The organism is Terriglobales bacterium (assembly GCA_035567895.1).
Lineage (GTDB): Bacteria > Acidobacteriota > Terriglobia > Terriglobales > Acidobacteriaceae > Gp1-AA112.
The window spans coordinates 1-13,830 of sequence record DATMPC010000043.1 but is presented as its reverse complement, the minus strand read 5'-3'; the positions used below and the strand labels follow the sequence as shown (position 1 = coordinate 13,830).

General features: G+C 55.3%; 10 protein-coding genes. 7 read left to right on the top strand and 3 right to left on the bottom strand.

From position 1 onward, the window contains the following. Positions 1-532 precede the first annotated feature (532 nt). Positions 533-2,014 carry a sigma-54 dependent transcriptional regulator gene (locus tag VNX88_09335; GenBank protein ID HWY68855.1) on the bottom strand — a complete coding sequence of 494 codons (1,482 nt, stop codon included), beginning with the start codon at positions 2,012-2,014 and terminating at the stop codon, positions 533-535. 306 nt (positions 2,015-2,320) lie between these two features. Continuing rightward, a complete protein-coding gene (locus VNX88_09330) occupies positions 2,321-3,064 on the bottom strand; it encodes a GvpL/GvpF family gas vesicle protein (GenBank protein HWY68854.1) in 744 nt (247 codons plus the stop codon). A 433-nt stretch (positions 3,065-3,497) separates the two neighbouring features. Between VNX88_09330 and VNX88_09325 the strand changes: the two genes are divergently transcribed. Genes VNX88_09325 through VNX88_09300 form a run of 6 tightly spaced genes read left to right on the top strand, consistent with a single transcriptional unit; the run spans position 3,498 to position 11,186 of the window. Then, the gene (locus tag VNX88_09325; GenBank protein ID HWY68853.1) at positions 3,498-4,601 is read left to right on the top strand and encodes a sensor domain-containing diguanylate cyclase; all 1,104 of its coding nucleotides are present in this window, start codon (positions 3,498-3,500) and stop codon (positions 4,599-4,601) included. 38 nt (positions 4,602-4,639) lie between these two features. After that, positions 4,640-5,896, top strand: a complete 1,257-nt coding sequence (locus VNX88_09320) for a glycosyltransferase (GenBank protein HWY68852.1) — start codon at positions 4,640-4,642, stop codon at positions 5,894-5,896. 43 nt (positions 5,897-5,939) lie between these two features. After that, a complete protein-coding gene (locus tag VNX88_09315) occupies positions 5,940-6,677 on the top strand; it encodes a gamma-glutamyl-gamma-aminobutyrate hydrolase family protein (GenBank protein ID HWY68851.1) in 738 nt (245 codons plus the stop codon). Positions 6,678-6,725: 48 nt separating this feature from the next. Beyond that, complete coding sequence (locus VNX88_09310; GenBank protein HWY68850.1) at positions 6,726-8,462, top strand: SMP-30/gluconolactonase/LRE family protein; 1,737 nt, start codon at positions 6,726-6,728, stop codon at positions 8,460-8,462. Positions 8,463-8,502: 40 nt separating this feature from the next. After that, entirely contained in the window at positions 8,503-9,627 is a 1,125-nt protein-coding gene (locus VNX88_09305) for a cellulase family glycosylhydrolase (GenBank protein ID HWY68849.1), read from the top strand. 56 nt (positions 9,628-9,683) lie between these two features. Next, on the top strand, positions 9,684-11,186 hold the full coding sequence (locus VNX88_09300) for a M20/M25/M40 family metallo-hydrolase (protein ID HWY68848.1): 1,503 nt from the start codon (positions 9,684-9,686) through the stop codon (positions 11,184-11,186). 217 nt (positions 11,187-11,403) lie between these two features. Here the strand turns inward: VNX88_09300 and VNX88_09295 are convergent, their stop codons facing one another. Beyond that, complete coding sequence (locus VNX88_09295) at positions 11,404-12,834, bottom strand: M20/M25/M40 family metallo-hydrolase (protein HWY68847.1); 1,431 nt, start codon at positions 12,832-12,834, stop codon at positions 11,404-11,406. A gap of 605 nt (positions 12,835-13,439) precedes the next feature. Between VNX88_09295 and VNX88_09290 the strand changes: the two genes are divergently transcribed. Then, the coding region (locus VNX88_09290; protein HWY68846.1) for a nuclear transport factor 2 family protein at positions 13,440-13,830 on the top strand (391 nt) is incomplete at its 3' end.

The window sequence follows — 13,830 nt, the reverse complement described above, 5'->3', positions numbered from 1 at the left end:
GGCAGAATACCGCGTCAAACGCGGGCAGCGCTCGAATCCCCCATCTACTATCCAAACCCGTTGAACATCAGATGTTTGTGCGCTTGCAGGTTACGTTTTGTTACGAAAGACGAGGTGCTCGTCGAATGGTGCAATTCGGAAGCGGTTGTTCCAGATTGGGAATGGCGCGCAGCAAGATCTAGCCGCCAAGAAAAAAGCCCTCACTATCGAGGGCTTATTTCAAAGAGGCAAAGGGGAAGGGAACCATTCACGGTAGGAGAAGCAAGGGGCTGGACCGCAAAGCGGCCAAGCAAGGGTGAAGAAATTCTTCAAAGTGAAAGACCATAGGTCTTAAAGTATGTAGCCTCTTTTCTTGCCCTTCCCTTAAGCACTTCGCAAGCCAAATCAATGATTGCTAGGTGTTGAAAATGGAGCACTTAGGAATCTCTAGAATTGACGCGTCTTTCGGCGTTTCGAAATACCCTAAGGAACTTCGAGAGACTTACCTGATGGAAAATCCTGTGAAAGAGTATGTGGAATCGAAGTACCACTTTTAGGATTCAGGCTGCTTAGATTGAGCATTCTGCTCTTCTATCAGTTTGAGCTTGTTAAGGAGTGCCTTATAGCTAATCTTGAGGATCTTCGCCGCCTGACGACGATTCCAACGTGTTTCCAGAAGTACTCGCTCGATGTATTCGCGCTCCGCATTCATGGCAGCGCGACGGCCGATCTCCAGCAGCGACGGCCGATCCTCGCTCAGATCTTTTGAGTTTCCAGCATGGCGATGATTCTCGTTCACCGGTTGCGGCGGGAGCGGTTGAGGAGCTGGAGGCGGGTTCGGCGATGTTGCCGCCTCGGAGTACATGATGGGCTTGTGAGTGGACAGTTCGCGAATGATCTGCGACTCGTTGCCCACGATCACGTATCGCTTCACCAGGTTTTCCAATTCGCGGATATTCCCGGGCCAGGTGTAATCCATGATCCGCGTGACCGCATACTCGCTGAACGCTGGCGGTTGCTTACCATAAAATTCGCTGTACTTCCGCAAAAAGAATTCCAGGAACAATGGAATCTCTTCACGCCGGTCCCTCAGCGGAGGAATGTGTACTGTGACGACATTCAGCCGGTAGAACAAATCTTCGCGGAATGCGCCCTGCGCAACCGCCTGCTCAAGGAACTTGTTCGTGGCGGCAAGTACGCGAACATCGACTCCGATGTCACGTTTGCCGCCAAGGCGCGAGAACTGTCCATCCTGCAAGACGTGCAACAGCTTTGCCTGGAGCGCCGGATGCATCTCGCTGATCTCATCAAGAAAGAGGGTGCCGAAGTTTGCCTGATCGAACTTGCCCAGCTTTTGACGGTTTGCCCCGGTAAACGCTCCAGGTTCGTATCCAAATAGCTCGCTCTCCAGCAGTTCGTGTGGGATGGCGGCGCAATTCACTTTGACGAACGGCTTCTCGCGCCGAAGCGATTGGCTATATATCATCCGCGCCACTACTTCTTTGCCCGTGCCGCTCTCGCCACGGATCAAGACCGTGGCGCTAGTATCTGCAACTTGTTCAATTGTGTTCTTGATCTCCTCCATGCGCGGGCTGGTGCCGAACAGTGTTGAGAAATCGGTCTGGCGGCGCACTCGATCGCGCAGCTGTCCCCCGTCGGCTGGTCCCCGCTTTTCCAGGATGCGTGAAATTCGTGAGAAGAGATCATTCAGTTGGAATGGAGTTGTTATGTAATCTTCTGCGCCCAACTTCGAGAGCCGGAAAGCCACCTCTGGGCTTGCATCACTTGAATAAACGATTACCGGAGTTTCCGGACGCAATTGCTTGAGGCGCTCGAGTGTCTCGCTTCCATCCACCGGAGGCAGCGTAAAGTCCAGTAAAACCATGCCCGGATCGAATGAACGCAGCGTCCGCAGACTTTCCTCGTGATTCGTAGCTACGGCTACTTCGAAGTTGCGCCGCGCGAGATATTCGCCGAGCGAGCGGGTCATTGCTTGATCATCGTCGGCGATCAGAATCCGGATCTTCGGCTGCAAACGCTGGCTCCCCTATGCCGGTATTCGGTCGGATCGTGCGCTTAAAGGCAAGAAAACTGAGTACTTAGCGCGATGGGCGCGTAGGCTTGACTGCGGTAAGAACAAAGCCAGGTCGCCTGCGTCCGAGGCATGAATCATGTACTCAGATTCCAAAGAGTGGTACTTAGATGCCTATGTTAGCCCAGATTTCGTGAAGAGAAACGAGTTTTGTGTGAGAGCACTAACGGAAGTGCCGGGAAGATTATCCGGCACGGAACAAAAAACCCGGCCGTAAGCCGGGTTTTCCAAAATACGATCCTAAAGACTTTAGCTATTCGTGCTGCCAGGGGTCCGTAGCTTGCCGGGCATGAAGTGATATGGGGGCCACGGTCCGCTGATCAGGATTTCGCAATTCTTGAGCTGGCGGGCAGCGCTGGAATAGCTGTTTTGGTAACGCTCTACGGCTTTCTCATCAATCAGGTGGGCGATATCGATGAGCATTCCGCCAGTGTCATTCTTACGACAGCTTACCTCTTCTTCGAGCGGATGAAAGAGCTTGTTTACCTGCACCGAGAGGGCGCGCGCCTTGGTCTGGCGCTCGCGATGACGGGCGGCTTTCTCGCGGAGTCGGCATAAGTACTCGCCGCCGACCGAGCTTGGCAGCTCAATGTCGTTCATGGCCTCTCGTAGAGATCCATCTTTGACGACGAGCTTCAGATGCATTTCGGCCTTACCCTTCAACCTGAAAACGGAGTCCGTAAATGCCTTTCGGTTGGCGCGGATAGCCCTGCGCAGCGCTTCGTCCGTATCGAAGACTGTTCCAAAACGGAACGGCAATACGGTGGTATTGCGGAAGCATTCGCTGACTACGCGCGCGTGTTCGATGACCGCCTGCTGATTCAGTTCACCAGGCATATATTCGCTAACGATCACTGCGAGTTCCCCGCTGGGATAGGCAAACACTTGACTGCCACGAACACCGTTTAATCCATCAACCGGGAAAGGACGACGAGAACGAGCAGAACCTAAGAACGCCTTCTGTTCGGTAATGCAGTATGCGTACCAAGCCATGACGCTTCTCCGTGGCGTGCTGGCCAGCAGGGCGGGCCAAGCACAGGAAACGAACAGGGTGAACCGCAACTTCTAGGTTTTGGAACGGGCGACGCGAGCGACACGCTCATCGGGGGTAAGCGTGTTCACAGCTGCAGCTATCCTAGTACCGGAGTACTGCAGTTTGCAAGTGCTTCATTTATCTGGACCTACGGCAAATGCCCAAAAAGCATGCGGGAAGCTGGGTTCTGAGTAGCCGACTTTCACCCGATATCTTCGGGTTTTATGGGTAAAACATACTGCGCGTCTTGCAGCTTTCCCCGGGGCTATGTCCTCAGGTTAATTAGCTCGATACCACGAAGTCCCCTTATTTCGGCATCTTAGGAGCAGCAGAACTGTTTCCGGTCGGCTCCTGACCCAGAATTTTGCCAGTCTTAATCACTTAGCAATGTCCATGCCTTCTGGTCCCGAACTCGATACCGCGCAGTTCGCCGTGCAACCAAAAGGCGAACTGAGCCCAGAAATCCTGGGAAAGCGCTGGCGTAGCGTGCAGGCGATTCTGCGCATGGCGACGGTTACCGGATCGCAGATGCAGTTGGGCCCTGCACTGAATCTTATCTGCGACTTGGCAGCAATGATTACTAGCTTCGACAGTGCGTGTGTGTACTTCTGGAACGAACCTCAGGAAAAAACTGAACTGCGGTTGCGCCGCGGACATATCAACGACGGACCTCAAGTTCCGTGGGGTGGCAACCTACTTCATTTTTGGGTTACACAACAGGCGCAACCATTGCTCCTGGAAGCCGGACGGAGTACCAAGGTTGATTCTGAACTTGCCACCGCCGGGTCGAAATCGGCTTTGGTAGTCCCTTTATTCGTAAAAGGTCGAGTGCTAGGTTCCTTGCAGCTCTTCTGCGAGAAGAGTGAAGGGTTCACCGAAGACGACGCCCAGCTGCTTTGGACACTTGCCCTCGTCTCGGAAAACTTGTTGACTCGCGAACAAGCGAACGAAGGCCTGCTGAGATTCGCATTCACCGATTATCTGACCGGTCTACGTACGCGGGGATACTTCGAGCAGCAATTGGATCTGGAAGTAAAACGTTCCGATCGCAGGAATGAGCAGTTTTCGCTCCTCATGGTCGATATCGACCACTTCAAGGTGCTGAATGATAACCACGGACACCAAGTTGGCGATTCAGTATTGCGCCAAGTCACCTCCCTGCTCGTAAAGGATATGCGCGAAGTTGATACGGTGGCGCGCTATGGCGGAGAGGAATTTGTCATCATCCTGCCCGAAGCGACGGAGCAAGAAGCAATCTCGGTAGCGCAGCGCGTGCGTAAGGCAGTACAAAATGCCGATTTCCAAATCGAGGGCACCAATGGCCACAAGAAACTCACGATCAGCATCGGAATAGCTGTGTACGGTCGGGATGCCGATTGCCGTCAGAAGCTGATCGAGAGCGCGGACGCGGCGCTGTACGCTGCGAAGTCACGAGGCCGTAATCAAGTCTTGCCATACTCGCAGCTGCTCGCCGCAGAGCGAAAGGAAGTTTCCTGAGCATGAGTGGTAGTAGATTTCAGCGCGCGAGAAAAGCCATGAGGGTTACCCAGACGATGGGGAGCGGTCTCTCCGACTCCGACAGGCGAGCGCACGTTTCTCGACAGTATCCGTGGACAGTGATACATGCCTGTGAGTTGGCTCGCGATGTGCTGCCGCTTTTGGAGGGTCAACTCGCTGCGGGCATGCGTCCCTCTCTTCTGACGCCAACCGGGATCACAGCAGTGAATCCATTTCTCGAAGCACCGAAACGGGAATCCATACAGCCGGTCTCCCTTCTGCACACCTGGAATCACGTGCGCGAATGGCGGAGCCTCATGAACGAGAGTGCCGCAGAGACGTCGTCTGAAATCCTGCATGCTCACTCTTTTTCGGCGGGAATGGCGGCGGTGCGAGCCTCGTCATGCGTTGTCTATCAACTGAAACAACCAGTCGAAAAGCTGGCTGCTGCAGTTGGGCATTGCGATGAGAATTCGTGGCTAGCTCGCTCATTTAGGGTTGCCGAGCAATTCGTGCTGACGCGAGCCGCGGCCGTGGTTGTGCACGATCACACCCAACGTCTCGCATGCCTGGAACGTGGGGTTAAGGCTGCTAACGCTTTTCTCATTCCACAACCTATCGAGCACAGTCTGCTGGAATCTGCTCCGGAACGAAGATGGCTCATCGAGTCCGCTGGTGCAGGACCCGATACGGTGTTCCTCCTAATACCCGGTCTCCCAACTCCAGACTGGGAAAGTCGCGATGCGCTTCTGCGCTGGATGCGCGTCCTATGCAACGTGCGCCGCGAACATCCCGACGTGCGATTAGTTGTTCTCGCAGAAACGCAGGCAAGAGACACGATCTGGGAGATGGCTTCTGCCTGCAATCTCACGCCGTGGATTTCTGTCTTGCCGACTGCCATGCAGGACAGGGCACTCGCTTCAGCCGACATTGTCATTTGCGATCGCGAACACGCCGCAAGTGGAATCGCCCTTAAGACTTTGGCGCATGGCCGAGCTTTGCTTGCAAGTGATGTTGAGCCGCATCGTGACATTACTCCAGACGGGCGTGGCTGCCTTTGGTTCCGTTCCGGTGAGGTGCACGACATTGCCCAACGCGCCAGCTTTCTTGCCTGCAACCCTCAGTTTCGCCGCGCCCTCGCCTCCGCTGGCCGCGAGCACTGTGTGGCCACGCGCAGCGCCGAGGCCGTGGGGGCGCAGTATGACGCTGTCTACCGAAGCGCTTTCAGCAAACGTAAAGGGCGCGACGCGAATACTCCAACGCCGCGGTTTATTCCGTTACAGGTCGGAAGCTAGCTTCGCGGCTTCCAGCTTCGAAGTTGTAAACTAACTTCACAGCATGAAGCCCCGCATTGCGATCCCTGAGCCCACTTCTTCCAACCCTGAATACAATCACCGATCACTGCCGCAGTATGTGAACGCGGTCGAGGCGGAGGGTGCGGAGGCAGTGGTGATTCCAGCCAGCGCCACGCCGCATGAAATTGCCAAGTTGGTGACGAATTGTGAAGCGGTGCTGCTCCCGGGTAGTCCAGCGGACGTCGATCCGCAGAAGTTCGGCGCTGATCGGGATTCCAGGACTGCAGCCGCGGATCCAGGTCGCGACAATCTGGACGAACTGCTTTTGCAAGATGCACATAACCTGCATAAACCCGTTCTGGGAATCTGCTATGGGTTGCAATCGCTGAATGTCTGGCGTACGGGAACGCTAGTCCAGCACATCGAGAACACAAGCATTAATCATGAGGCAGGTCGCAAGGTCGAATTCGCCCACGACGTTCAGGTAACCCCAGCTTCGAGACTCTTCCGTTTAGTTGGCCCAGGTAGAGTTCGAGTGAACTCCAGCCATCATCAATCGGCAGATCTTCCCGGAGATGGGCTGCGCGTCGTGGCACAGTGCCCCGAAGACGGAATCATCGAAGCCCTGGAAGGTACCTCGCCCGATCACTTCGTCCTGGCGGTGCAGTGGCACCCTGAGCGCACATATTCTGTAGATGAACCCTCGAAAGCTATTTTCCGTGAGTTCGTGAAAGCCGCACGTAGTTGGAAGCCACGCGAAGTGTCCGAGTCTGTCGGATAGGTCTCACAACGCTGCGCACGTTTTCTCAAATACAATGTCTTCCCGTTCATGAAGACAGCCGCGTTTTCCTCACTGCTGTTCCTTCTCGTGCTTTCGTCGGCGACGCTGTTTGCTGAGGACTATGTCCTAGGTCCCGATTCGCAACGACAGCCGGGCGTTCTTAAAGGCACGGTCACAAAATATTCCTGGACCAGCAAGATCTATCCGGGTACGGTGCGGGATTACTGGATCTACGTTCCAGCGCAGTACAAGCCCGATAAGCTTGCATGCGTCATGATCTTTCAGGACGGCGGACACATGGTGGATGACTCCGGCAGTTGGCGCGCCGCCATAGTCCTTGACAACCTGATTCACAAAGGTGAAATGCCGGTCACGATTGGCATCTTCATAGATCCAGGAATCCTACCGGCAGCATCGCCGAATCAGCAGAACCGATATAACCGAAGCTTCGAATACGACGCCCTCGGCGACCGCTACGCGCGATTTCTGATCGAGGAAATTCTGCCCGAGGTCGGGACCCGCTATCGGTTGTCGAAGGATCCCAACGACTACGCGCTCGCTGGTTCGAGCTCTGGAGGAATCGCCGCGTTCAATGCGGCCTGGACCCGTCCGGACGCATTCCACCGCGTCCTGAGTTTCATTGGCAGCTTCACGAATCTGCGGGGAGCCGAGGAGTTGGCCTCACTCATCCGCAAGACCGAGCCCAAGCCGCTACGCATTTTCCTGCAGGATGGACGCAACGATCTCAACATCTACTCAGGCAGCTGGTTCATTGCGAATCAGGACATTGCTTCTGCGCTAGAGTTCGCAGGTTATGAAAGCAACTTCATAATTGGCTCCGAAGGCCACAACGCTAAACATGGCGGCGCCATTCTCCCCGACGCTTTGCGTTGGCTCTGGAAGGACTATCCCAAGCCCGTGGCAAAACCCGTCAGGGTAAATGAACGCGGTGTTTACGAGATTCTCGAGCCCGGAAAAGAGTGGGAGATGGTGGGCGAAGGCTTCAAGTTCTCCGAGGGGCCTGCGGTCGATAAGGAAGGGAATGTTTATTTCACCGATCGTCCGAACAATCGCATTCACAAGATCGATTTGAGCGGCAAGATCACCGTTTGGAAAGAAGACAGTGGCGGAGCCAACGGAATGATGTTCGGTCCTGACGGACGTCTGTACGTGTGCCAAAGCACAAAACGGCGCATCGTGGCATATTCGCCTGATGGCGGGGAGTCGGTGCTTGCTGAAGATGTGGATTCGAATGATCTGGCCGTCTCGGCGCGCAACGAGGTTTACTTCAGCGATCCACCTAACCATCAAATCTGGTTTATCGATGCTGCGGGCAAGAAGCGGGTGGTCTTCACCGGCATCGAGTTCCCGAACGGAGTCCGGCTCTCTCCCGATCAGTCGCTGCTGGCAGTGGCCGATACTCGGGGCAAGTGGGTCTCGTCGTTCCAAGTCGGGCCCGATGGCTCATTGACGAACGGCGAGCCGTTCTATCGCCTGGAGACTCCCGACGATTCCTCGCAGAGCGGCGCCGATGGGATGACTTACGACACCGAAGGCTTCCTTTATGTCGCGACAAAGCTGGGAATTCAGGTCTGCGATCAGCCGGGAAGAGTAAACGCGATCATCAATAAGCCGCAGGATACTAGTTTGTCCAATCTGGTATTCGGGGGCCCAGACATGCAATGGCTGTATGTCACCAGTCGTGACAAAGTTTACCGCCGGCATTTGCACCGGAAAGGATCGGTTTCGTGGAACCTGATAAAACCACCGATGCCTCGCTTATAAGTGAACTCTCGTGTTCTAATCCGGAGCTCCAATGAAGAGAATGCCTAGATTGCTCGTTAGCGCTATAACGCTGCTCTTTCTGACCTTTACCATGAGCGCTGCGGATCCGCAGAGTGCTCGCTGGTCTGAGCAGAAGGCGCAGGAGTGGTACGCCAAGCAGCCGTGGCTCGTCGGCAGCAATTACATTCCCAGGTCGGCAATCAACCAGTTAGAGATGTGGCAGGAAGCCACCTTCAATCCCGACCAAATCGATCAGGAACTTGGCTGGGCGGAAGCCATGGGCATGAACACCATGCGCGTCTTCTTGCACGACCTGCTCTGGCAGCAGGATGCAGCGGGCTTCCAGAAGCGTATCGATCGATTTCTCACGATTGCCTCGCGCCATCACATCCGGCCCCTGCTCGTGATCTTCGATTCCTGCTGGGACCCATTTCCTCATCTTGGTCCACAGCATCCACCCATTCCGGGCATTCACAACTCGGGTTGGGTGCAGAGCCCCGGAGCGACTGCGCTGACGGACGAAAGCCAGTATCCGCGACTGAAGGCATACGTTCAGGGCGTCGTGGGAGCCTTTGCTAAGGACGACCGCATTCTCGGATGGGATGTGTGGAACGAACCCGGCGCTGATAACCAAAGCTCCTATTCCAAGCAGGAGCTGAAGGATAAGAACGCAAAGGTAGAGATGCTTTTGCCGCAGGTGTTCGCATGGGTTCGCCAGATGAACCCAACGCAGCCTCTTACTAGCGGTGTATGGACAATCGGCAGAAACCCGGACGAGACAAAGCTGGGCCCGCTACAAGAGATTCAGCTGCGCGAGTCAGACGTCATCACCTTCCACAATTATTCCTGGCCCGAGTATTTCAAGAGCGAGGTTACCTGGCTAAGGAAGTTCAACCGGCCCGTGATCTGCACAGAATACATGGCGCGTTCTGCGGGCAGCACATTCGATACAGTGTTGCCGATCGCCAAGCAAGAGAAAGTTGGTGCGATCAACTGGGGTTTCGTTGTGGGGAAAACTCAAACCAATCTGCCGTGGGATTCGTGGAGACGTCCTTATGTTCTCGAGGAGCCTTCCGTCTGGTTTCACGAGGTACTGCGCCCTGATGGCAGCCCGTATCGTCAGGCAGAAGTTGATTTGATTCGCCAGCTCACGGGAAAACAATAGCTCAGTCTGCCGTTGGCTAGACACGTGGCTCTCCAATCCTTTATCCTCGCGCGGTTATGAACCGACGCGAATTTGTTGCTACCGCCGCAATGGCCGCCGCCAGCACCGCTCTTCCTAGCACCGCCGAGAGCGAGGATTCCGACCTTCAACCCATCGTTGCGCAAATCCAGAAGCAACATGACCAAAATGTGCAACGCTTGCAAACCTGGATCCGCCAGCCGTCGATCGCCGCTGAGAATCGCGGCATGCAGGAAGGCTGCCGGCTCACGATGGAGATGTTGCGCGACGCGGGCTTTGAGCAAGTCACCCAGGTGCCGACGGATGGTCAGCCGGGTATTTTCGCCACAATGGACAATGGCGCCGCGAAAACTATCGGACTTTACTTCATGTACGACGTGAAGCAGGTGGATCCTTCGGAGTGGTCATCACCTCCATTCGAAGCTGCACTGGTGGACAAGACCGGTTTTGGGAAAGTTGTTGTCGGACGCGGTGCCGTGAACCAGAAGGGGCCAGAGGCAACATTTCTGGCGGCGCTGCACGCCATCAAAGCCGCAGGGCGCAAACCTCCCGTTAACTTTGTTTTTGTAGGCGAAGGCGAGGAGGAGATTGGCTCTCCCCATTTCCCGCAGATTGTGAGGCGTCCGGATATTCTCGCTGCTCTTAAGAAGTGCACCGGGCTATTCATGCCTTCAGCGTCGCAGAATCCGGATGGCGAGGTGACGATTGATCTCGGCTCGAAGGGAGTAATGGAGCTGGAATTAGTCTCGAGCGGAGAGCGTTGGGGACGCGGCCCAAAACAGGATGTGCACTCCAGTTTGAAAGCGATGACCGATAGTCCGGCATGGCATCTTGTCGAAGCGCTGACCACGCTCGTGACGCCTGATGGCAATACCCCGGCCATCGCAAATTACATGGACAAAGTACGTCCGCTCTCAGCGACAGACAAGCAAATGATCGCGGTCGCCGCGCGCCGCGAGGATGAAGCCACGCGGAAACGCACGCTCGGCATCAGTCACTGGATCAACGATGTTCCCTATCAGCAAGCGCTTGAGATGCTGGTGTCGCGCCCGACTGTAAACATCGAAGGCCTAGTCGGCGGCTATACCGGTCCTGGAGGAAAGACGATTCTGCCTCACAAGGCTGTTGCGAAACTCGACTGCCGCCTTGTTCCCGATATGACTGCGTCCGAGTCATTGCAACTGCTGAAAGCACACCTGGTAAAGCATGGCTATGGCGACATTGAAGTCAACATGACAGGCGGATACGACCCCACCACTACTCCTGCCGATTCGGGAGTCATTCGCGCGGCCCAGGCTGTGTACAAGCGATCGGGAATCGATCCCATCATGTTCCCGCGGCTGGCTGGTTCCTGGCCTGGGTTTGTGTTCACTGGTGAGCCGCTACGGCTGCCTGCCGGACACTTCGGGCTGGGACACGGAAGCGGAGCTCACGCCCCCAACGAGTACTACGTCATCGAGTCGAGTAATCCAAAGGTGCAGGGACTGGATGGAGCCGTTCGCTCACACGTGGATTATCTGTACGAGCTGGCGAAAGCCTAAGTCGTTTATTCGTTGCGTGACACTATTGATGAGACTGTCATCCCTCGCCCCGCAGCGAAAATCATAGAGCTACCGGCCCCTTGTTTATGCGGCGCGAAGATCTGCTTTTTCGCAGATTTTAGAAAACAGCAGATCCCCCCAGGGCGCAAACGGCGCAAAGACACTTCAACAGCTACTCGGCGGCCTGAGGGATGACAGTGCCAAAAGAATGTGCCGTTTATTCCGACGCGACAGCCTTCAGGAACTTGTAGTAAAACTCGACGCCATCGTAGAACGACTTCACCGGCAGACGTTCGTCCTTACCGTGTGCCCGAATGTCGTTCACGTCGAGCGCGAGTCCCGATATCCCGAACGTCGGCATGCCGGCAGGCGAGGTGTACACGCCATCAGACGCTCCGGTTGCCATCGAAGGTACAACTGGGGTTTCGGGCCACATCTCCTGCGTCACGCGTTCCAGCGGATTCATCACCTGCGGCAACAATGGCGGAGGCGGAAAAGATTTTCGCGGAAAACTCTGTGTCTGAACTTCCCCATCGCTGCCTACGCTGCTGACGGCGACCTTTGGATCATCAACGATCTTGATCAGCATCTGTCGCGTCTCTTCAATCGAGTGCCCGGGCAGGATGCGGCAGTTTACGTTAGCGCGGGCGGTCTGCGGCAATGCGTTATTTGCGTGGCCTCCGTCTAGACGCGTCGCCACGCACGTGGTGTGCATCAGTGAATTGTTCAGCGGATCTTCCGATAATCGCCCAATGGCCTGTTCATCTGGCGATGTGGACAAGATGGCCTTCATGTCTGCCGCTTTCTGTCCGGTTTCAGTTTTCGACATCTGGGCGAAGTAAGCGCGCGTGACGTCGTTCAACTCGAAAGGAAAACGGTATCTCTCCAGCTTTGAGAGCGCGTCTGCAATGTGATAAATCGCATTGTCCGCCACCGGAAGCGAGCTGTGGCCCCCGCGATTCGTTACTTTAAGCTGGTAGTCGGAGTAGAGCTTTTCCGTTGCATCCATCTCCATCATTACCGGCTTGCCGTTCTCGAGCTGCACGCCCCCTCCATCTGGATTCAGCACGAACTCGGCATCGACAAGTTCACGATGGTTATTCACAAGCCAATCGACACCATTCGATTTCCCGCCTTCTTCGTCTGCGGTGAGCGCAAGAATGATGTCTCGTTCCGGCTTATAACTCTCTTTTTTCAGACGGATCATCGTAGTCACAAGGATGGCATCTGCGCCCTTCATGTCCTGGGTGCCACGACCGTAGAAATAGCCGTCCTGCTCGACAAACTGAAACGGATCGGTGGTCCAGTCGCTGCGTTTCGCCTCGACTACATCGAGATGTCCTATCAGTAATACCGGCTTCTTCCTGCCGGCGCCGTGCAAACGCGCAACCAAGTTCTTCTTGCGATCGTTCGGCCCAATCACCTGGATATCTGCTGCCGAGTATCCGGCGGCTCGCAGCCGTTGCGCCATGGCTTCCGCCGCCGTGCTGACGTTCCCAACAGAATCCGTAGTGTTGATTTCAACGAGCTGCTTGAAGATGTCACGGGACATCTGTCGCGTGGCATCATCGATCTGCGAGAAGCACAATGTGGAACTCAGGGCTATTAAGAGAGGAACAGCAAAAGTCCGCGAACTGACTAATTTCAACGATCGCTCCTGTGCCGAATTTGTTCACTGCCTGAAGGAATGGTCTGATAGAGACGCTCCAGGAGGTCAACTATAACTGTTGCATGCTTGGAGGCTAAGAAGAATGGTAGGCACGAGGAGACTCGAACTCCTGACCTCTACCGTGTCAAACTACCACGATTACGAGATAGAACGACTTACAACGTGTAGAAGTGCGTCTTTCCGAGTCTTTGCCCGTAATACAGGTATGAATCACAGGTAGAAATTGCGGGTAGCCCCATGCGTCCCGCAACTCCTTGCGACGCCAAGTCTCGCGCAGCCTTTGGCAGCGCTCGGCGTTTGCTAGTCGGCGTTTGGCATCGGTTCTGGTAACCCGGCTCGCGAGGACGACCTTGCGTTGATCCTGCTTCCCTCGTTATTGGTGAGGATTCTGGCGAACCCGAACACTGACTCTGAAGAGAAGGAAGGCATTGCGGGATGAACCCGAACACCTTCGGAGTTCGTCCATCACATTGACCGCTCGGGTCCGGCGATGCTTGAATGAAATCGCGCCTCCGCGTCAAGTCAACCGTTATGCGCCGAAGAAACGAACACGCGAGTGAGTAATTAACAAAGGCGAACTCTCCATGAGACGAACAATTGTCATCGCCGTCCTTGTCCTTACGACGGCCTCTATCGCCCTAGGACAAAGCCCGCGCGAGAGCTGGGATCGAAGAAGAAGCATTGAGCAGGTCATAAGACAATTGGATCATGAACGCATTCAGGCGCAGATCGAGTCGGATGTGGCGGCCCTTGAGCGCATCTATGCTGCTGATTTTATCGGCGTAGGGCCAAGTGGCGCCGTGAGAACCAAGCCGCAGGTGATTTCAGATTTTGCGTCCGGTGAATTGAAATTTCAGTCCATCACCACCGACGAGGTTCAGGTGCGCATCTACGGAAACACGGCTGTCGAGACTGGCCGCTCCACAATGAATGGGCAAGACAGAGGCAAAGCTGTCCCCCGTGACAACCGCTTTA